This window comes from Komagataeibacter rhaeticus, from assembly GCF_003207855.1.
Taxonomy (GTDB): domain Bacteria; phylum Pseudomonadota; class Alphaproteobacteria; order Acetobacterales; family Acetobacteraceae; genus Komagataeibacter; species Komagataeibacter rhaeticus.
In genome coordinates, this window is record NZ_NKTZ01000002.1 from 1 (window position 1) to 20,751 (window position 20,751).

The following is a 20,751-nucleotide window of genomic DNA, read 5'->3' on the forward strand; positions in this document are numbered from 1 at the left end:
TGCCCGCCGCGGCGGGCGCACCGCCACGGCCGGCCGCGCCGCAGGCCCCTTCCCCCAACGCCGTGCCGCCGCATGTGGCGCAGCGCAGCGGTTCCCCCCGCTCGCCCCTGTTCACGGAAAGTGCCAAGCAGCCCGCGCCCGAGCCGCCGCCCGCCGCCCCGCGCAGCCTGTTCGGCATCGTGACCGGGGCGCTGCGTCGCCACTCCACCACCCAGCCGCAGCCCGAGGCCCCGCCCCAGCAGCGGGCCGAACCCACCGTGCAGCCACAGCAGGCCCAGCCCGCGCCGCAGCAGCCCACCGGGGGCACGCCCCCGCAGGATGACGGCGGGCTGGACATTCCCGCCTTCCTGCGTCGCCGCTCGTCCTGAGCGCACGCCGCGCGGCCTGGCGGAACCAGGCCGCGCCATCCGGGCCAGATACAGGTAACAATAGGCAATAATCCTTGACTATCGCGGGCCGTGGCCAGGCAGTAGCATGCGGAACATGCCTGCCACCGTGCTTACGCAAACCCGCCCGCCAAGGATTCCGGCAATGAACAGCATGTCGCCACAGACACATGTTTCCTTCCTGCCGTCATCCCGACAGCAGGACGGGCAGATGCAGCATACGCTCCGCCAGCCGATCAGCAGCGTGGGGGTGGGACTGCATACCGGTTCACGCATCAACCTGCGCCTGTCCCCCGCGCCGGAAAATACCGGCATTACCTTCCGCCGCACCGATACCGACCTGCCCGCCCTTGCCGCCCGTTACGACAATGTGGTGGACACGCGCCTGAGCACGGTGCTGGGCCAGCCGGACCGGGGTGGACGCATCGCCACGGTGGAACACCTCATGGCGGCGCTGGCCGGATGCGGCATCGATAACGCCGTTGTTGAGGTGGACGGGCCGGAAATGCCAGTCTTTGACGGATCATCGGCCGAATTCGTCTTTCTGCTGGAATGCGCGGGCATTGCCCCGCAGGCCGCCCCCCGCCAGCATATACATGTGGACCGTACCATACGGGTGGAAGAAGGCGATGCCTTTGTCGAACTTTCCCCCGGCCCGCAGCCGGGGCTGGCGATCGACATCTCCATCGATTTTCCTGCCGCCGCCATAGGCCAGCAGCGTTACGCCGCCCGGATGGAGGGAGAGCTGTTCCGCCAGACGCTGAGCATGGCACGCACCTTTGTCCTGCAGCCCGAGATCGAGTACCTGCATTCCGTGGGGCTTGCGCGCGGCGGCTCTCTGGACAACGCCATCGTTGTCAACGGCGCCAGCGTGCTCAACCCCGCCGGCCTGCGCCACCCGCATGAATTCGTACGCCACAAGATGCTGGATGCGATGGGGGACCTGTATATGGCCGGTGGCATGATCAGCGGCCAGTTCCGTGGTCACAAATCAGGCCATACACTCAACAACCGCCTGCTGCGCAAGCTGTTTGCCAGCACCGAAAACTGGCATCGCGCCCCCCTTGGGGCCACAGCCCCGCGCCCCCAGACGCGCGCGGCATGATACCGGCGCATGAAATCCGCACGCGGAGACTTCACCCGCACCCGGCACATGATATAAAGCTTCCATAACTGGAAGAGCTGGCATGTTCGCACGCAGATCACACTATTCTCCCCTGCCCGGCCGCGGCGCGCGTGTGCCAGCGCGCTGGCTGGTTCTTGTGCCCCTGGCCGGGCTGCTGGCCGCCTGTGGCCAGAGCGCCAGCAGCATCAATGAACGCGCCCCGCGCGTGGGGTCCGCCGAAACATTGTACAATAACGGCGTCGATGCCCTGCGTTCCGACCGTTACCTGCTTTCGGTCAACCAGTTCGATACCCTGCAGCGCAACTATCCCTATTCCCAGTACACGGCCAATGCGCAGCTGATGGAAGGGTATGCCAACTATCTGCTCAACAAATACCCCGAAGCGGTGCAGCAGCTTGACCGCTTTCTGGAACTGCACCCCACCAGCGCCGATGCCGCCTATGCCTTCTACCTGCGTGCCCTGTGCTATTACGAGCAGGTGGCCGACGTGCAGCGTGACCAGCAGGGCACGATCGAGGCGATGGACGCGCTGGAAGAAGTCATCACCCGCTTCCCCCAGAGCCCCTATGCCCGTGATGCGCAGCTGAAGATCGACCTGTGCCGTGACCATCTGGCAGGCAAGGAAATGCTGGTGGGCCGGTGGTACCAGCAGCAGAACGACTACCCCGCCGCCGCCGGGCGCTACCAGCGCGTGGTGCAGGATTTCCAGACCACCAACCACGTGCCCGAAGCACTTGAACGGCTGGTCGAGGTCTATCTGGACATGGGACTGCTGGAACAGGCCCGCAAGACCGGCGCCGTGCTGGCCTATAACTATCCCAGCAGCAAATGGTACACGGATGCGTATGACCACCTGCGCGCGCACCACCTGATCAAGGGCGTGGACAGCAGGGACCACAAGCAGGGACGCAACGTATTCTCGCGGGCATGGCATTCGGTTTTCTGATTTGCGCCAACGCTTTCGTGTGCTGAACAGGAACCCTTCATGCTGACACAGCTGTCGATACGGGATGTGGTCCTGATCGAAAAACTGGATCTGGCATTTCCCCCCGGCCTGACCGTGCTGACGGGGGAGACCGGGGCTGGCAAATCCATCCTGCTTGACAGCCTGGGGCTGGCGCTGGGGGAACGCGCCAGTGCCTCGCTGGTCCGTGCGGGGTGCGAGCAGGCCAGTGTCAGCGCAAGTTTCGAGATTGCCCCCACCCATCCGCTGCACGAACTGCTGACCGAACAGGGCATCATGCTTGATGATACGCATGAGCCCGTGCTGCTGCGCCGTGTCGTCACGACCGACGGGCGGTCGCGCGCCTATATCAACGACCAGCCGGTCGCCGTAAGCCTGCTGCGCCGGGCTGCGACCCTGCTGGTGGAGATACAGGGCCAGCACGAGCAGATGGGACTGGCCGACCAGGCCACCCATCTGGACCTGCTGGATGCCTTTGGCGTGGCCCCCGCCCTGCGCACGCGCACGCATGCGGCCTATCGCAAATGGATCGAGGCCACGGCGGAACTGGCCACCGCGCGCGCCGAGATGGAAAGTGCCGCGCGTGAGGAGGACTGGCTGCGCCAGGCGGTGGAAGACCTGGGCGGCCTTGCCCCGCAGGAGGACGAGGAAGCCCAGCTTGCCGGCATGCGCCAGGCGCTGCAGCAGGGGGAACGCCGGGCCGAGGCCATTGCCGCGGCATTGGCCGACCTGGCCCCGCGTGACCGGCGCGCGCCCGGCCCGGCCTCCGCCCTGCGCAACGCCAGCCGCGCGCTGCAGCGCCTGCTGCCCAGCCCCACCGACGTCAACCCCGAAGCCGTGGGTGCTGCCGAACAGGAAGCCGCACAGGAAGCGCTCAATGCGCTGGAACGCGCGGAAGAGGCACTGGCCGAAGCCGAAAGCATGCTCTCCCGCCTGGCATCCGACGCGCAGGCCGACCCACGCCTGCTGGAACAGACGGAAGAGCGCCTGTTCGCGCTGCGTGCCGAAGCCCGCAAGCATGGCGTATCGGTGCCGGAACTGCCCGGCCTGCTGGCCGCCTTTACCGAACGGCTGGCGGCACTGGATTCGGGCAATGCCCGCATTGAGGGGCTGGAACAGGCCGTGGCCGAAACCCGCGCCCGGTTTGAGGACATTGCCCTTGAGCTTACGGCGGCGCGCGAAAAGGCGGCGCGCCGGCTGGAACAGGCGGTGATGGCCGAACTCAGGCCGCTGAAGCTGGAACGCGCGCGCTTTATCGTCTCGCTCGTGCCGCTGGAGGCGGAAGCGTGGAATGCACGCGGCAAGGAACAGGCTTCCTTCCTGATCGCCGCCAACCCCGGCCAGCCGCCGGGACCGCTGGCCAGGGTGGCCTCGGGCGGTGAGCTTTCGCGCCTGATGCTGGCGCTGAAGGTGGTGCTGGCCGGGCGTTCGGCCATTCCCACGCTGGTGTTTGACGAAGTGGATTCCGGCGTGGGCGGGGCCACGGCCTCGGCCATTGGCGAACGGCTCTATGCCGTGGGCCGCAGCGTGCAGGTGCTGGTGGTGACCCACAGCCCGCAGGTGGCGGCCCGCGGTGACGCCCATCTGCGCATAAGCAAGAGCGTGAACAGGGGACGCACCGAAACCCACGCCGCCCCGCTGGACGATCAGGCCCGGCGCGAGGAAATCGCCCGCATGCTGTCGGGTGATACCATTACACCCGCGGCCCGCGCTGCCGCTGACAGCCTGTTGAAAGGGGACTGACATGCCCCCCACGCCCGAAGCCCCCCGGCCCGCCGAACAGGCGCGCCGCCTGCTGGCCGATTACGCCACGATGGAGCAGGACGCCCCCAATGCGGAAAAGGCCCTGACGCAGCTGGCCACGTTGCTGCCAGCCCTTGATGCCGCCTACCACCAGCATGACGCGCCGCTGGTTGATGATGCGACGTATGACAGCCTGCGCCAGCTCAATACCCGGCTGGAAGCACGCTTCCCCGAGCTGCGCCGCACCGACAGCCCGGCGCAACAGGTGGGGGCCCCTGCAACCGGCCCCTTCCGCCGCCACCGCCACATGGTGCCCATGCTGTCGCTGGACAACGTGTTCTCACGGGAGGAATTCGAGGGATTCATCAGCCGGATCGCCCGCTTCCTTGGCCTGGACGAGGAACAGGCCCGCCAGCTTTCCTTTGTGGCGGAACCCAAGATTGATGGCCTGTCGATCAGCCTGACCTATGAACACGGCCGCTTCGTGCGCGGCACCACACGGGGCGACGGCACGGAAGGCGAGGATGTGACCGCCAACCTGCGCACGCTCCGTGACATTCCCGACCAGCTACCCGCCCCCTGCCCCGATGTGATCGAGATCCGGGGGGAAGTGTTCCTGTCCAAGCAGGCTTTCCTTGAACTCAACGCGGCACAGGAACGCGCGGGGGACAGGCCCTTTGCCAACCCGCGCAATGCGGCGGCAGGTTCCCTGCGCCAGCTTGATGCGGGGATTACCGCCAGACGCCCGCTTTCGCTGTTCGCCTATGCGGCGGGGTATTGCAGCGCGCCGCTGGCGGCCACGCATCATGGCTACCTGGCGCAGCTTGCCGCATGGGGCTTCCGGGTCAATCCGCTCAGCACGCAGGTGAAGGATGCCGGGGCGGCGGAAGCCTTCATGGAACGGCTGACGCTGGAACGCTCGGCGCTGGATTATGATATTGACGGCATTGTCTACAAGCTGGACGACCGCGCATTGCAAGAACGCCTCGGCTTTGCGGGGCGTGCGCCACGCTGGGCGGTGGCCTGGAAATTCCCCGCCGAACAGGCGGTGACCCGGCTGGAAAAGATCGACATACAGGTGGGTCGCACCGGCGCGCTAACGCCTGTGGCCTTTCTGGAGCCGGTGAATGTGGGCGGGGTGATGGTGACCCGCGCCAGCCTGCATAACGAGGACGAGATTACCCGCAAGGACATCCGTGAGGGCGACCTTGTGCATGTGCAGCGCGCGGGTGACGTGATCCCGCAGGTCACGGGCGTTGTCCTGCCACGCGACCATGACCGCCCGCCCTATCGCTTCCCCCATATCTGCCCGGTCTGTGGCGCGCATGCCGAACGGCCGGAAGGCGAGGTGGTGTGGCGCTGTTCGGGGGGGCTTACCTGCCCGGCACAGGTGGTGGAACGGCTGATCCACTTCGTCTCACGCGATGCGTTCGACATCGAGGGGCTGGGCGACCGCACCATTGTGGAATTCCACGAACTGGGCTGGCTGCGCACCCCGGCCGACATCTTCCGCCTGGACGCGCATGAGGCCGAGATCGCCAGCCGTGACGGGTGGGGCAAGGTCTCGGCCCACAACCTTGTCACCGCCATTGCGGCACGCCGCACGATCGAACTGTCGCGGCTGATCTATGCGCTGGGCATCCGGCGCATCGGCATCAACAACGCCCGCCTGCTGGCACGGCATTACGGTTCGCTCGCCAACTGGCGCGCGCAGATGGAAAAGGCCGCCGTCATCGGGTCGGACGCGCGGCTGGAACTGGGGTCGATCACCGGCATTGGCACCGCCATCGCCGATGAACTGGTGGCCTTCTTTGCCGAGGCCCACAACCGCGCCACGCTGGATGACCTGACCCATGTGCTGGACCATGTAACCGATGAGCAGGCCGTGGCCGAGGGCACGCTGTCGGGCAGGACCATCGTGTTTACCGGAACACTCACCACCATGACCCGGCCCGAGGCCCGGGCGGTGGCTGAACGGCTGGGGGCAAGGGTTTCGGACAGCGTCTCCACGAAAACCGACCTGGTGGTACTGGGCGAAAAGGCGGGGTCCAAGGCGCGCAAGGCGGCCGAACTGGGGATCAGGACGATGGATGAGGCAGGCTGGCGTGTCCTTGCGGGCATGCCGCCCGCTCCGGCATAAGGAACTGTGAAACATAAGGAATGTACCGGTGAAGCCTGTCCCGGAAAGCATCGCGGCACGCCGCCTTCCTGAAAAGGGCGGCATGCAGAACCGTCCCTGCCAAAGCCTGCGCCGTGCACGGGGCGACGGGTCCTGTCCGTGCCTGCCCGCCCCCTGCCGCGTGTGAGGGGAACAAAAGGCAACATGCTGATGCATAACATAGCTGTGGCCTTGCATGTCCCTGTCGCGTAACGTTTACTGCAAGCCAAGGACACCATCGGTCCGTATTCATTTGCGGGAGCAGCCACACACCAGCACGTCATACCGCCGCAACGGGGTGCGGCACGGATTATCAGGGGGATAACATCGCATGACAGTTTCAGGGCCGCGGGGGCGGCTGCTGACAACACGCCGCAACCTGCTGGGCATGGCGGGCGCGGCCGGTTCGGGGCTGCTGCTGCCGAATGGCGCACGGGCGGCCGGCACACCGGCATGGCGCAGGCCACTGGCGGAAGCGGATGCGGTCATCGCGTTCGGCCATACCGGCCCGGTTACCGATGGCGGCTGGACCATGGTGCATGACCGGGGCGTGCAGGCCGTACGCCGGGCCTTTCCAAAACTGCGCACGATCTATGTGGAAAGCGTGCCCTATTCCGCCGATGCCACGCGCATCTTCCGCCAGTTCGTGGCCGAAGGGGCGCAGATGGTCTTTTCCACCTCGGAATATGGCGACTTCATAAAGGATGTGTCCGACCGCGCGCCGGATGTGGCCTTCATGGAATGCGACGGCACGAACGTGACCGGCAACCTGGGCTGGTATTACGTGGCACACTGGTATGCCAGCTATGTCATCGGCATTGCCGCCGGACTGATGACGCGCACGGGCAAGATCGGGTTCCTGGGCGCGTTTCCCATCCCGTCGGTCTATGCCTCGGCCAATGCAACGCTGCTGGGCGCGCAGTCGGTCAACCCGGCGGTCACGTTGCAGAGCATCACCATCAACGCCTGGTTCGACCCGCAGGCTGCGACACAGGCGGCCACCGCCCTGGCGGATAACGGGTGCGACATCCTGTGCGGCATCATGGATGAACCGGCCTACCTGCGTGTTGCCCTGCAGCGCGGGCTGAAGGCGGTGATGTGGAATACCGGCATGCTGGATTTCGGGCCGGAAGCCTATATCAGTTCCGTGGCGCTGGACTTCAATGATTTCTATGTCTCGCAGGTGCGCGACCTGCTGGCGGGCACATGGCAGCCACAGGGGCGGTTCCTGACACTGGGCCACGGCGTGGACCGCGATGGCTGGGGGCCGACCGTGCCGGTTGAGGCGGCGCGGCAGGCGGACGCCATGCGCACGCGGCTGCTGGCGGGCTACAACCCGTTCCGCGGGCCGATCCATGACAATCATGGCCGCCTGCGCGTGCCTGCCGGGGTCGAGCTGAGCGATCTTGAAATCTATCACAGCGACTGGGCTGTAGCGGGAGTATCCGGCCTTGAATAAGCAGTCCGCCCCCCCCGGCATGCCACCGGGCACGCCGCCGGTGCTGCAGTTGCGCGGCATTGGCAAGTTCTTCCCCGGTGTAATCGCCAACAAGGACGTGGACCTGGATGTCTGGCCCGGTGAGATCCATGCCCTGCTGGGAGAAAACGGGGCCGGCAAGTCCACGCTGATGAATGTGGTAACCGGCATCTACCAGCCGGAGGAAGGCGAGATCATCCTTGATGGCTACGGCCAGGCCTTTGCCTCCCCGCAGGATGCGATCCGGGCGGGCATCGGGATGGTGCACCAGCATTTCAAGCTGGTGGAAGCCTTCACGGTAGCCGAGAACATCCACCTGGGCTGGGACGAGGCCCCGCGCATGGCCTCCCCCGCCATGCTGGAAGCCCGCACGCGCGAGATTTCGGAACGATTCGGCTTTCCCGTCCGGCCCGATGCCCGCGTGGGCGACCTTTCGGCAGGCGAGCAGCAGCGGGTGGAAATCCTGCGCGTGCTGGCGCGCCGGGCGCGGCTGCTGATCATGGACGAACCCACCGCCGTGCTGACCCCCGAGGAGACGGGCGAACTGTTCCGCGCCCTGCGCGCCTTCCGCGCACAGGGCAACGCGGTCATCATCATCAGCCACAAGCTGGATGAGGTGATGGAGATTTCCGACCGTGTCAGCATCCTGCGTGGCGGGCGCAAGGTCGGGACGTTCCTGACAGCGGACTGCACCCCCTCCATGCTGGCCGCCACCATGGTGGGGCGGGACATCGTGCGCCGCAACATGCGCGCCCGCCCCGAAGGCGCCGCCCCCATCGCAGCCGACCCGGTCATGCAGCTGCGCCATGTCAGCGTGCGCGACGGGCGGGGCGTGGAGACGCTGCGTGATGTCAGCCTTGACCTGCATGGCGGTGAAATCCTGGGCATTGCGGGGGTTGCCGGCAACGGGCAGCGCGAGCTTACGCATGTGCTGACCGGCCTCATGGCCCGCACGGCGGGCGAGATCATGCTTGATGGGAACCTTGTGGAACGGGCCGACCCTGCCCTGTTCGCCCATGCCGGCGTGGGCCACATACCCGAGGACCGGCTGCGCAGCGCGCTGGCCCCATCGCTGTCCATCACCACCAACATGGCACTGCGGGAATACACCAGCCCCCCCATCGACCGTCATGGCCTGTATGATGCAAAGGCGGCAGGGGAACTGGCGCACGGTATCGCGGAACTGGCGCAGGTCAGCATTCCCGACTTTGCCATGCCGGTGCGCAACCTGTCGGGCGGCAACCAGCAGCGTCTGGTGGCCCGGCGTGAAATCCGCATTGCCACCCGCGTCCTGGTGGCCGCCTACCCCGCGCGCGGGCTGGATATCGGCGCCATCGCCACCATGCTGGGCTACCTGACCGACCTGCGGGACCAGGGGGTGGCGGTTGTGTTCATATCGGAAGATCTGGAGGACCTGCTGAACGTGTCCGACCGGATCGGGGTGATGTTCCATGGGCGTCTCATGTCCGTAATCGATGCCGAAGCGGCCGACATGGCCACCATCGGCCTGCTGATGGGCGGGCGCGAACCTGCGGACCTGCCCGGCGCGGGAGTACGGCAGTAATGGCGACACGTGCTTTCCAGCGCCTGCCCACGGCACCGGCCGGGCGCATCCTGGCACTCAGGCTGGCGGCCATCGTGCTGTCGCTGTTCATCATTGCGGGTGTGCTTGCCCTTTCAGGCCACAGCCCGCTCATGCTGGCGGAACTGATCCTGCGCTCCACCATCGGCTCGCGCTTCGGGCTGGAGGATCTGGCCCTGTTCATGTGCCCGCTGCTGCTGACGGGGGCCGCCGTATGCGTATGCGGCACGATCGGGCTGTGGAATATCGGAGCCGAAGGGCAGTTCTATGCCGGGGCCATTGCCGCGACCGGTGTCGCGCTGGGGCTGCATGGCCCGGCCGTGGTCCTGCTGCCGCTCATGACCATTGCCGGCATTGCGGGCGGCATGGCGTGGATTACGGTGCCCACGCTGGCGCGTGCCTATGCCGGGGTGAACGAGATCATTACCACGCTGCTGCTCAACTTCATTGCCTCCCTGCTGACCTATTACCTGACCACCGGCCCGTGGCGGGACCGCATAAGCGGGGCGCAGGTTTCCACCCAGCGGATTCCGGTCGCCATTCCCGAAATGTGGGGCATCGTGCACTGGGGCTTTCCGGTGGCGATCGTGATCGTGATCGGGCTGGCGCTGGTGCTGTCGCGCACGCGGTGGGGCTATGAAATCCGCCTGGGTGGCGCCAACCCCGAAGCGGCGCGCTATGCCGGGATTCCGGTGCGGGTGCGCATCATATCGGTCATGCTGCTCTCGGGCGGGCTGGCGGGGCTGGCGGGCATGTTCGAGGTCGCGGGCACGGTGCACCGGCTGCAGGGCGGCATGGCCAATAATTTTGGCTACCTGGGCATTGTGGTGGCGGTGCTGGCACGCGGGTCGTGCCTGAACGTAATCCCTGCGGCCCTGCTTATGGCACTGATCCTGGATTCCGGTATCGTGATGCAGACGCAGCAGCTTTCATCCTCGGTCGTGCTGGCCATTACCGGGCTGATCCTGTTCATGATCGCCATTGGCGATGAACTGGCCCATTACCGGCCGCTTGCCCGCACCACCACAGGGGAGAAAACCCGATGATCGCGCTGCTGACAGGCATGCTGGCCACCGCCGTGCTGGCCGGTGGCGTGCTGGCGCTGGCCGCACTGGGGGAAGTGCTGGCCGAACGGGTTGGCGTAACCAATCTGGGGGTGGAGGGACTTATGGCGCTGGGGGCGGTCACGGCGGTCATGACCGTATCCGCCGTACCTTCGCCATGGGTCGGGCTGCTGGCCGCCATAATGGTGGGGGCGCTGGGCGGTCTGGTCTTTGCGTTTGGCGCCGTGGTGATGCGGGCAAACCAGGTGCTGTGCGGGCTGGCCACGACCTTCATGGGGCTGGGGCTGTCCACCGCGCTGGGACATAATTACGCAGGCCAGCCGGTAGGCACCACATTCGGCCATGTATCGGTCCCGCTACTTTCCTCCATTCCCGTGATCGGGCCGGCCTTTTTCGGGCAGAATATCCTGATCATCCCGATCTATGTGCTCCTGCCGCTGGCGGTGCATTTCATCATATTCCGCACCCGCCATGGACTGAACATGCGGGCCGTGGGTGAAAACCCGGCAGCGGCGGACGCGGCGGGCATTCCGGTCATGGCCATGCGGTTGGGCTATGTCGTTCTTGGCGGGGCGATGGCGGGCATGGCGGGCGGTTACCTGACGCTGACCTACGTGCCGGTCTGGTCGGAAGGCATGGTGGCGGGGCGCGGGTGGATTGCGCTCGCACTGGTCATATTCGCGGGTTACCGCCCGGTTATCGTAACGCTTTCGGCGCTGCTGTTCGGGCTGGTGACGGCGCTGTCCTTTGTGGGGCAGGCGCATAACTGGCCCATTGACCCGGCCTTCCTGAACATGCTGCCCTATCTGGGCACGATGGCCTTCATCATCGTGCCGGTTGTGGTGTGGCACCGCATGCGCCGGATCATGGCGGCCCCGGCTGCGCTGGGCCAGCCTTATTACCGGGATGTGCGCTAAACGGCTGTCACGAAGAGATTTCTGGTCAAGCGTTTTTCCAGAAGCCTCGAATAACGCCGCCTTTCTGAAAAAAGGCGGCCCCCGAAGCCTTTTACTGACACATACGCCACCTTATGGCGCGGCGGTCATGCCATGATGCAGGATATCGGCTGAAATACGACGGGCATAGCTGGCTGAATCCAGACTGTCAGGGAACTGGCCCAGCAGCTTGAGTTCATCCACATACCGGGCGATCTGTACCTTCAGTTCATTCCCAACCGGGCTTATGCCCAGCACTTCGTGATGCATCATCTGCAATATGGCCGCCTGCGGCATGCCCGCGATCCGGCCATCAAGCAGGGTTGCCGCTTCCGTCACATGGGGGGGAAGCCAGCGCGCGGCATTGTACAACGCCAGCACCAGCGCCACGGCGGCACCGGGCGCCTGTTCCAGCAGATCGGTCGAGACACCAAGCGCAAGATTGGTACGCTGCGCGTACAGCCCGTTTATGCTGTTGACCAGTTCCACCAGCTCCAGCGCCGGATTGCCCATAAGCTGCCAGGCCAGCGGGTCGTGCAGGGCCACGGCATCCACCGTCCCGGCCATGACCGCGTCATCAATCTGGTCCGGCGGCAGGATGACCCAGTCGGGCGCGGTATCGGGGTTCAGGCCCTTGCGGCGCAGGATGACGGAAAAGAACAGCCGGTCGGCCATATCCGCATTCAGCACGGCAATCCGGCGGCCTGCCAGATCCTCGATCTTGGCAATGCGCAGCCGTTTGCGCACCAGAAGCCGGAATGTGCCCGCCTGCAGCCCCATGACCAGCCGGACTGGCAGGTCGGGACTGGCCTGACAGGCCTGCAGCCATGACAGGACGGGGGCGACCGCCGCCATGCTGCGCCCGGCCTGCAGGTCGGCAATGGCATCCCGCCCCGACAGCACGCCCGGACGCAACTGCACATCAAGATGGTACTGCTGGAAAAAATCCTGCCGCAGCGCGATATTATACAGTATGGAAGCCTGGGCGAACGCCCATGACAGTGTGATGTCATGCGGTTCGCCATCCAGCAGGGCATCATCCCGACGGACAATACGCGCCTGCTGGCGGCTGGTTATCCATTCCCCCCCCACAACCGCACAGCCCGCCGCGGCCAGAAGTGGCAGGACCATGCGACGCGGCAGGCGTGGTGGGCGCGCATGCGTGTTTTCATCTACCATCTGTCTATCATTTCTCCTGCGATGCGAGGGGATTACCCTATCTTTACCCGGTCACGGTTCGCTTTTTTCCCCTTTTTTAAAAAAAGTGCAAAAGGGGGGTTTACGCCCCCCCATCGCTGTGGCTATAAGCTGCTCAACGCTGATCCCGAATAGCTCAGTTGGTAGAGCAAGCGACTGTTAATCGCTGGGTCGTAGGTTCGAGTCCTACTTCGGGAGCCACCTTTCCTTAAAAATTAGTGCCGAGTGATCGGGGATCAGATTTAATGAACCCTGACCCGTGATTGAATCACGACGGGCGCTGTCCGTTCGGGACCGTGCCGGCCTGTTCGGCGCGGTTCAGTATGCTGCCTGCCCTTTGGACCTGCTTCACGATCATCCGGGCCATGACGGATGAAAAATACACATCCTTCGCATGGGGCAGGATGAACAGGCCGCAGCCGTCCTGCATGGCCATAACGCATCATGTCGGTTTGGGGGATGAAGCAAGAAAAAACCATAACCTTTGATACGGAACAGAAGTATTCATACAATGGTGCGGACCGGTCCCGAAACCTCCGAATGGCAGGAAGGGAAGCAGGCAACACGCCCATCCCTGCCAGACAGGCTGGCCTGTCGCTGCCCTCGCACACGTTAGAAACTGTTTAAAAACAGCTCATTGATAAAAAACAATAAAAGTTTTTGGGTGCCGCCTTTTTTCAGAAAGGCGGCGTTCCTTCAAAGCGTCTGCAAAAGGCTTCACCAAAACGTCCTTTAATTTTAAAGCGCCGTCATGAACTGGCTTATCAAACAGTCTCTTACTATGCATGACTGTCCGGCGCGCTGCCGCCCGCGACAATTTTGATCATCGCCTGACGCCGGAGTTCGTAGTCATCCCGGGTTTCAAACGACAGCGCCATCACCAGCGCCGCCACCCAGCCCAGCAGCGTCCAGCCAAAGAAGAAATTGACGGCAAAGACACTCCCCTTTCCCGTTGAATCCCGGAGGCAGGCAATCCCGAACGGCAGGAAATACAGGCAGGTACCGAACACCGCCATTACAAGGATCACCCCGATTCCGAACCCGAACAGACGCAGGTCCGCCCGGTGCGCAGGCGCCGTGGTGGCGGGTGTGGTCGCCACGGGTGCTGGTGCCGCGGATGCGGGCTGCGTATCGCCCGCAGGCCCGGCGCTGGCCATCACCGCCGGGGGCAGCAGGACCTGCGCGTCCGCATCCGACACGAAGCCGTCGGTCTCGGGCCGGTGCGTGGTGCGCTGCCATGTGGCAATGGCTTCCCGTGTTGCTTCGCCATATACCCCGTCCGCCACGGTACCCGCGGGCAGGTAGCCTAGTTCAACCAGCCTGCGCTGCAGGGCAATGTGCGTGTCAAGCGGGCGGCGGGCTTCTTCCAGCGCGGTACCGCCCAGCCGCTGGCGGTAGCGCTCCGTCAGGCGATCCATCGCCGCCGCGTAACAGGCGGCGGCGCCATCGGGCACGTCCTGATCGGCCGCGCCGGGCACCGGCAGGCCACAGCCCTGATCTGCCGCATTTTCATCGGCAATGACCTCCTGCCGCAGGGCCTTCCATCCATCCCGGCCCACCTGCTGGCGCAGGGCGTAATAGACCTGGTCAAACAGCAGTTCATGCCGGGCCGCCTCACTGTCATGACAGAGCATGACGGCAACACCATTGTGGTCCGGTGGCGGATCGCAGGAGAAATCCGGCCGATAACCGGAACCGGCCACGCTGTCCTGTGCCCCGTCGGCAGATGGTGTCATGGGGGCGGCACTGGCCTGTTCTGGCGTGATGTAGCCGTTCTTCTGCAGGAAATACGCCAGTGCCTGCGGGAACGGCACGGACTTGCGTTCCTCTGGCGTGCACTGTTCCGTGCCGGCGGGCTTCATGTCACAGGCGGAAATGCCGAACATGTCATCCGTCCTGTATTCGGCATGCTTCAGCATGTACTGCCAGCCCTGCCCGAATTCCCCAAGCTCGGCCTTCGTGGCCACGTAATAGGCCAGAAAGCCGTTCGGCTCCGGCCGGTCATCGGCCAGCCATTCCTTCTGTGCCCCGGCAAGCTGGCGGGCAAGATAGGGACGGAAAGCCGGGTCACGGGTTACGGTTTCCATCTGGCCCGCATGGTAGCGCTTCAGGATGAGCGGGGGATAGGACCCGGCATAGGATGCGAATGTATACAGAAAGGCCGGGTCCACTTCCTGAATTTCAGCCCTGCCGTCATGGGCGGCATCCACGATGGTGGGCGTGCCGTCGCCATCGCTCTGGCCAAGGTCGGTTTCCTTCCATGTCCCGTCGGGCATCTGCCCGAAAAGGGAGGAGACCTCGCAGCAATGCGCCCCGCCGGTATAGGCGGATACGATCACCTGCGGCAGGGTGGACGTGGCATCCAGGCGGTAGAGCGCCATTTCCATGCGCTCGTACCCGCTATCCGGCCCATGGGGGGCAATCAGAAAGGTCTGGGGCGCGGCCTGTGGGCGGGCGGGGTCACGGATGGCAAGACGGACCACGGAACACGATGCCGGGGCATGTTCATCGGCGGGCTGGAAGGCCATGGCCACGCCGCACTGATGCGATGGCATGGCCGTCAGTGTTGCCTCAAGCCCCTGCGCGGCGGCCCTTGCCTGCGGGCTTTCCCCCATATCGACATGGGCCAGGGGGGCGATAACCGGCTGCCCCGCCGCATGGGCGGGGGCCTGCAGGGCCACTGTCGCGGCAAATACAAGACCAGGGCCAATCACACCGGTCCAGCCCGTTTTCTTCATTCCATCCGGCTCCGCATAAGGGCGTACATATCCATTCTGGTCATATAAGCAGAGGATACACGACGTGTAACGAATTGATTCCGCGTCAATGCGCCAGCAGGCTGCATGAAAAGCCAGTCCAGGGAACAGCCGGCAGGCCGGGCAGGCCTTCCCGCCCCCCCATGCGGGCGAAGGCGGCATTCCGGAACGTTCCCTGTTGGTGTCAGTGCGCGGCCCCACATGACCGCTAATGGAAATCCGACCGGAATTTCGCAACCGCCGCCTGCGCGCAGGCTTCGTCCTTTTCACCACCGGGGGCACCGGATACGCCAATGCCGCCCAGCACGGCATTGTCCCCCACCCGGCGCAGGGTCACGCCACCGGGCACGAACAGGACCTCTGGAATGGTATTGAGCGCCCCGTTGGGTGGGCCGCTCACCCTGGCGGCAATCAGTTCACTGGTCGTGTTCATGTTGAACGCCAGCCCGTAGGCATAGGCCGTGTACGCCTTGCGATAGGAGACGGAGAGCGACTGCAGCGGCACGCTGTCGCCCTTGATCACGGCCTGCTGGTGCCCCGTGGGGTCCACCACGCTGGCGGTCACGGAATAGCCCTGCGCGGCACAGGCCCGCACCGCTTCCTCCGCCAGATGGGCGGCCGTGATCCAGTCCAGCTTGGGCGTGACGACAACATGCCCCTGCGCGTGGGCCGCCGGGGCCGCACCCAGCATGCCAACCATCCCGGCGGTACGGACCGCCCTGCCCCAGTGTACCATCACGCCCGCTCCCGCACTGCCATGCGTGTCATGATGCGGGGCGGGAGACCGACCCCGCAACCCTAAAAACCACCGTACACACAACGGTGCCCTCCCCTGCGGGCTGCCCATGCCCCACCCCTGCCCGATGGCGGAAAACCCGGCGGCGCATGCGGGCGTTGTGCACAGGCCAGCATCCGGGCCGCCCTGACGGCATGCCCGCTTCATGCGTCCCGACGCACAAGAACATCTGTTCCCTTTATTACCGTCCCGTCATGCAGAGTGGAAAAAATTCAGGAAAACCTTATGAAAAGCGATATTTTGTCCATTTTATGAAAAATAAAAGTTCACATTCCATTTTTTTATAGATACGTTTTTGGCGCCACTGATTGGAAAGGATGAATATTGTCGAACATTACAGCACTTGTTCTTGATGCCGCCCTCTTTGTTATTTTTCCATGGGGGCTATGGCGGCTGCTCCGCCGGGCGATGCCGATTGTCGTCCTGCCGATCCTGCTTGGCATCGTGCTGGCCGTCCTGCATGTGCCGGTGCGGCAGTTCGGCATTCCTTCCGTTTATGGCAACAATATCGGCTGGCTGGCCGTGCTGGTGCTGGCCTTTACCGCCGGGCTGGAAATGTGGCAGCCGCCCGAGGTCAGGGACACGGCCCATACCATCCCCGCCCCATCGCTGGGGCGCCTTCTGGGTGGCGCGCTGGTGGCTCTGGGCGGGCCATTCGTGATCGGGTCGGTGCTGGTCTATTCTTTCTTCCTGCCGCTGCATGGCTGGCAGCCGCCGCATGTCGGCCCGCTGATCGGGGCAATGGCCATTGGACTGTGCATCGCGGTCAGCGCGCTGCCGGTCCTGATCGGCATCGTGCGCGAACTGCACCCCTGCCAGCGTTCCATTGGCCAGATCGCGCTCAAGCTTGCGGTGGTGGATGACGCGGCACTGTGGGTGGGACTGGTCATGCTGCAGTTCGCGGCCCGCGGGCCTGCCGCCCTGCACGGCTGGACCGGGCTGGAAGGGGTGGCCGTGCTGCTGCTGGCTGCCCTTGCCATTGTCGGCAACTGGGCCACGCGCAACATGCCCCGGCCGCCGCTGGCCGTCATCTGGCTGGCGGTGCCGGTCTATCTGGCCGCGGGTTCCTGGGCCAGCATGCAACTGGGGCTGCATGAACTGATCGGGGCGTATTTTGCCGGGGCACTCATGCCGCCGCGCTGGGTGGCGCGCCTGCCGGTGGAACAGGTGGGCCGCTTCTCCCTGATCTGGCTGGCGCCCATGTTCTTTGGCCATAGCGGGCTGCATATCAATGGCGATGCGCTGACCTGGCCTTCGGTGGTGGCCTCGCTCATGCTGGTGGTCATTTCCGTCCTGGCCAAGATGGGGTCGGTCTATGTCTTTCCGCCCGCACCGGGGCTGACGCCCCGGCAGGCGCTGGGCATCGGCTCGCTGCTACAGTGCAAGGGGCTTATGGAAATCGTGGCGGCAACCATCCTGCATGCGCAGGGCATGCTGTCGGACTTCGCGTTCGCCTCCCTCATGGTGCTGGCCGTGATCTCCACGGCGCTGACCGGCCCGCTCTTCCGCCTGTTTGCACCCCGGCCGGGCGGGACGTCACGCGCACCCTAATCGGGGGTAATGCCATCCAGGCGATCAAGGTGCCATAACGTCGGGAACAGGCGGATCCAGACAGCCGTGATCAGCAGCGTGCCAATTCCCCCCAGCGCCACCGAACCGGTGGGGCCGATCACGCTGGCCAGCATGCCGCTCTCGAACTCACCCAGCTGGTTGGAGGAACCGATGAACAGCATGTTCACCGCCGAGACCCGCCCGCGCATGCTGTCGGGCGTGCGCAGTTGCACCAGCGCGCCCCGCACCACCACGCTGACCACATCCGCCGCCCCCAGCACCGCCAGCGCGATGATGGAAACCGCCATGGAGCGCGACAGGGCGAAAACCAGTGTCGCCACCCCGAACAGGGCAACCGACAGGAACATGCGCGCCCCCGCCTGACGGTTGAGCGGCTTCCACACCAGAATGACCGAGCACAGCACCGCCCCGATGGCGGGTGCCGCCCGCAAAAGCCCCAGCCCCAGGGGGCCGGCATGCAGGATATCACTGGCATAGACCGGCAGCATGGCGGTCGCACCCCCCAGCAGCACGGCAAACAGGTCAAGCGAGATGGCCCCCAGCATCTCGGGGCGCGCGCGCAGGAAGTGCATGACCTCCATAAAGGTCGCAACCGATAGCGGCACCCGTGGCCGGGGCGTGAATACAAGGCGGATGCGCAGCGTACCCACGCACGCGCAGGCAAACCCCACGGCACAGACCAGGTAACACACCCCCGCCCCGGCCCCGTACAGCAGCCCGCCCAGTGACGGCCCGGTCACCGCCGCCGCCTGGAACAGCGATGAGGACACCGCCGCCGCACGCGGGAACACGGACGCGGGCACCAGCGAGGGCAGGAAGGTCTGCTGGCAGGGCATCTCGAACGCGCGGGCGGCGCCGAACACCATGACCATGGCGTAGATCATCCACGGCGCGGTCCACCCGCCAAAGGCGCCCACCGCCATGAGCAGCGCCGAAAGGGCCTCGATACACTGGCACGTCACCACGATCAGCCGGCGGTTGAAGTGATCCGCCGCATGGCCCGCGGGCAGCAGCAGCCCCGCCATGGGCAGGAACTGCGCCAGCCCCACAAGCGCCAGTGCCGTGGTACTGTGGGTCAGTGCATAGATCTGCCACCCCACCGCCACCGCCTGCACGCAGGCGGAAAAGGAGGACGCGGTCCGCGCGCAGAGAAACGCCAGCAGCCCCGGATGACGGTGGAGTGGCCGCGAAGGAGATGACGGATCAACGCCTTGCGCAGGAGGGGACGGGGGGGATGCGGGCATGACCCGCCATCCTTACAGCAGCCAGGGAAGATCGCCTACGCCCGCATGTTTAAAAAAGTGTGTTCCCCTGTTTGCAAATCCCCCCCGACACGGGCAAAAGCAGTGGAATGAGAGACCCTGTAGAGCATGCCGCCGTGCCCGGCACGGAAGGGAATACGCGGGACTGGCTTGATATCCGGGCCGGTACGGTCGTGGATGCGCACCCCGTGCGCGAAACACCGCCGCATACCTTCCGGCTGACCATCGATTTCGGCCCCCATATCGGGGTCCGCTCCTCGGTGGTGCGGGTCAATCACCGTTATGTGCCCGCACGCCTGGTCGGTCGCCAGATCTGCGCGGTCATCAACGTGCCCCCGCGCCAGGTTGGCTCCTTCCGGAGCGAAGTGCTGACACTGGGCATGCCCGACAGTAATGGCGAGGCCGTCCTTATCCGCCCCGATGGCCGCGTTCCCGATGGAGGAAGACTTTTCTGATGGCTACAAGCTACGCAACCGTAACATGGGACCAGCTTCACCGCGATGCCCGCCAGCTGGCCAGCACGCTCATGACGCGTGGCCCCTTCAGGGGAATCGTGGCCATCACGCGCGGCGGCATGATCCCCGCCGCGATCATCGCCCGTGAACTGGACTGCCGCCTGATCGACACCATTTCCGTCGTTACCTATGACGAGGAAAAGATGGGCGAGCCCAACGTGATCAAGAACGCCGATGCCGCGGGGGATGGCGAAGGATTCCTGATCATTGACGACCTGGTGGATTCGGGCGTGACCGCCCAGCTTGTGCGCAAGCTCATGCCCAAGGCCGTGTTCGCGTGCCTGTATGCCAAGCCCTCCGGCCGGCCGGTAACCGACATCTTCGTGGTGGAAGTGCCGCAGGATACATGGGTGCTGTTCCCGTGGGATACGGCGCCGCTGTTCATCCCCCCCCTGGCCAGCAAGCCCGCGGTCAAGGCCTGACCCCGTCCCGCCCCACACGACGTGTTGTTCACCGTATCCGCCCGCGCGGCTTGCCGCGGGCACCACGGGCACGGTATTTTTTTGCAAGATTGTGCTTGCCAGAACAGCAGTTGCCCCATAGGTTCCCGCTCGTGGTCGCGGGGCGTGGCGCAGCCTGGTAGCGCGCGTGTTTTGGGTACACGAGGCCCCCGGTTCGAGTCCGGGCGCCCCGACCATATCCAGGGAGACGGATGAGTATGCGAGCCCGGATTTACAGGCAGTCAAAACCCGCTGGCCAGTCCGGCCAGGCCATGACCCATACATGGGTGCTGGATTACGGGCAGAATCGCCCCCGCCATGTCGATGCCCTGATGGGCTGGACCGGCAGCGCGGATACCCCATCCCAGCTTCGCCTGCAGTTTCCCGATCAGGACAGCGCCGTGGCCTATGCCACGCATAACGGCATTGCCTTCGATATCGAGATCCCGGCCCCGCGCATCCGCCGCCCGAAGGCCTATGCCGATAATTTCCGTTATGACCGTATCCAGAACTGGACGCATTAGACCCGATCTGGCACAAGAAAAGCCCTGCGCCCTTAGCTCAGTTGGATAGAGCAACAGCCTTCTAAGCTGTGGGTCGCTGGTTCGAATCCAGCAGGGCGCGCCAGTTTTCAAGGGGTTGGCCGCTTAAAAGTTTGCACGGTTTGCAGGTGGTTTGCAGTGCACTATGGCTCATTGCGGTATGCACCGACCCCAGCGTGTCGCAGTGACCGGGACCACCATGCCGGTTTCCGGTTCCTGATGCTGCGCCCATGATT

The 20,751-nt window shown here is 65.0% G+C and carries 17 protein-coding genes, 3 tRNA genes and 1 pseudogene; 16 read left to right on the forward strand and 5 right to left on the reverse strand.

All coding sequences use genetic code 11. The features are described from left to right. The 9 genes and pseudogenes from CFR78_RS02195 to CFR78_RS02235 form a co-directional block, all read left to right on the forward strand. A pseudogene (locus CFR78_RS02195) lies at window positions 1-368 on the forward strand (cell division protein FtsZ); the annotation flags it as partial. A gap of 163 nt (window positions 369-531) precedes the next feature. After that, the gene (gene lpxC / locus CFR78_RS02200) at window positions 532-1,491 is read left to right on the forward strand and encodes a UDP-3-O-acyl-N-acetylglucosamine deacetylase (protein ID WP_034930756.1); all 960 of its coding nucleotides are present in this window, start codon (window positions 532-534) and stop codon (window positions 1,489-1,491) included. An 82-nt stretch (window positions 1,492-1,573) separates the two neighbouring features. After that, on the forward strand, window positions 1,574-2,458 hold the full coding sequence (locus CFR78_RS02205; RefSeq protein WP_007400170.1) for an outer membrane protein assembly factor BamD: 885 nt from the start codon (window positions 1,574-1,576) through the stop codon (window positions 2,456-2,458). 39 nt (window positions 2,459-2,497) lie between these two features. Further along, entirely contained in the window at window positions 2,498-4,219 is a 1,722-nt protein-coding gene (gene recN, locus CFR78_RS02210; RefSeq protein WP_034930754.1) for a DNA repair protein RecN, read from the forward strand. A gap of 1 nt (window position 4,220) precedes the next feature. Continuing rightward, complete coding sequence (gene ligA, locus CFR78_RS02215) at window positions 4,221-6,359, forward strand: NAD-dependent DNA ligase LigA (protein ID WP_084149678.1); 2,139 nt, start codon at window positions 4,221-4,223, stop codon at window positions 6,357-6,359. A 349-nt stretch (window positions 6,360-6,708) separates the two neighbouring features. Further along, window positions 6,709-7,836, forward strand: coding sequence for a BMP family ABC transporter substrate-binding protein (locus CFR78_RS02220; protein ID WP_007400165.1), 1,128 nt, complete (start codon window positions 6,709-6,711; stop codon window positions 7,834-7,836). A gap of 19 nt (window positions 7,837-7,855) precedes the next feature. After that, window positions 7,856-9,418, forward strand: a complete 1,563-nt coding sequence (locus CFR78_RS02225; protein WP_034930751.1) for an ABC transporter ATP-binding protein — start codon at window positions 7,856-7,858, stop codon at window positions 9,416-9,418. Beyond that, window positions 9,418-10,482 (forward strand): ABC transporter permease, encoded by a 1,065-nt coding sequence (locus tag CFR78_RS02230; protein ID WP_007400163.1) that lies wholly within the window; start codon window positions 9,418-9,420, stop codon window positions 10,480-10,482. The genes CFR78_RS02225 and CFR78_RS02230 overlap by 1 nt, the downstream gene beginning before the upstream one ends. Continuing rightward, window positions 10,479-11,417: an ABC transporter permease gene (locus CFR78_RS02235; RefSeq protein ID WP_034930747.1), complete on the forward strand. Its 939-nt coding sequence runs from the start codon at window positions 10,479-10,481 to the stop codon at window positions 11,415-11,417. Before CFR78_RS02230 ends, CFR78_RS02235 begins: the two co-directional genes overlap by 4 nt. A 111-nt stretch (window positions 11,418-11,528) precedes the next feature. Here the strand turns inward: CFR78_RS02235 and CFR78_RS02240 are convergent, their stop codons facing one another. Then, the gene (locus tag CFR78_RS02240; RefSeq protein ID WP_007400160.1) at window positions 11,529-12,614 is read right to left on the reverse strand and encodes an ABC transporter substrate-binding protein; all 1,086 of its coding nucleotides are present in this window, start codon (window positions 12,612-12,614) and stop codon (window positions 11,529-11,531) included. A 143-nt stretch (window positions 12,615-12,757) separates the two neighbouring features. Between CFR78_RS02240 and CFR78_RS02245 the strand changes: the two genes are divergently transcribed. Beyond that, window positions 12,758-12,833: transfer RNA gene (locus CFR78_RS02245), tRNA-Asn, on the forward strand. A 67-nt stretch (window positions 12,834-12,900) separates the two neighbouring features. Here CFR78_RS02245 and CFR78_RS16185 read toward each other — a convergent pair. From CFR78_RS16185 to CFR78_RS02255, 3 genes are all read right to left on the reverse strand, one after another. Further along, window positions 12,901-13,068 (reverse strand): hypothetical protein, encoded by a 168-nt coding sequence (locus CFR78_RS16185; RefSeq protein ID WP_156953866.1) that lies wholly within the window; start codon window positions 13,066-13,068, stop codon window positions 12,901-12,903. A gap of 343 nt (window positions 13,069-13,411) precedes the next feature. After that, window positions 13,412-15,370 (reverse strand): superinfection immunity protein, encoded by a 1,959-nt coding sequence (locus CFR78_RS02250; protein WP_240471396.1) that lies wholly within the window; start codon window positions 15,368-15,370, stop codon window positions 13,412-13,414. 226 nt (window positions 15,371-15,596) lie between these two features. After that, window positions 15,597-16,124: a GlcG/HbpS family heme-binding protein gene (locus tag CFR78_RS02255; RefSeq protein WP_034930746.1), complete on the reverse strand. Its 528-nt coding sequence runs from the start codon at window positions 16,122-16,124 to the stop codon at window positions 15,597-15,599. A 384-nt stretch (window positions 16,125-16,508) separates the two neighbouring features. Between CFR78_RS02255 and CFR78_RS02260 the strand changes: the two genes are divergently transcribed. After that, complete coding sequence (locus tag CFR78_RS02260) at window positions 16,509-17,735, forward strand: cation:proton antiporter (protein ID WP_007400151.1); 1,227 nt, start codon at window positions 16,509-16,511, stop codon at window positions 17,733-17,735. On the opposite strand, the gene CFR78_RS02265 is transcribed toward CFR78_RS02260, so the two are convergent. After that, window positions 17,732-19,000, reverse strand: coding sequence for an MFS transporter (locus tag CFR78_RS02265; RefSeq protein ID WP_034930744.1), 1,269 nt, complete (start codon window positions 18,998-19,000; stop codon window positions 17,732-17,734). The genes CFR78_RS02260 and CFR78_RS02265 overlap by 4 nt on opposite strands. Window positions 19,001-19,107: 107 nt before the next feature. Here CFR78_RS02265 and CFR78_RS02270 point away from each other — a divergent pair, with 107 nt between their 5' ends. From CFR78_RS02270 to CFR78_RS02290, 5 genes are all read left to right on the forward strand, one after another. After that, window positions 19,108-19,473: a tRNA-binding protein gene (locus CFR78_RS02270; RefSeq protein ID WP_034930742.1), complete on the forward strand. Its 366-nt coding sequence runs from the start codon at window positions 19,108-19,110 to the stop codon at window positions 19,471-19,473. After that, entirely contained in the window at window positions 19,473-19,955 is a 483-nt protein-coding gene (gene gpt, locus CFR78_RS02275; protein ID WP_034930740.1) for a xanthine phosphoribosyltransferase, read from the forward strand. Before CFR78_RS02270 ends, gpt begins: the two co-directional genes overlap by 1 nt. Before the next feature lie 138 nt (window positions 19,956-20,093). After that, window positions 20,094-20,170: transfer RNA gene (locus CFR78_RS02280), tRNA-Pro, on the forward strand. 21 nt (window positions 20,171-20,191) lie between these two features. Then, window positions 20,192-20,497 (forward strand): ETC complex I subunit, encoded by a 306-nt coding sequence (locus tag CFR78_RS02285; protein ID WP_034930737.1) that lies wholly within the window; start codon window positions 20,192-20,194, stop codon window positions 20,495-20,497. Between the two features lie 26 nt (window positions 20,498-20,523). Further along, window positions 20,524-20,600 (forward strand) — tRNA-Arg (locus CFR78_RS02290). Window positions 20,601-20,751 lie beyond the last annotated feature (151 nt).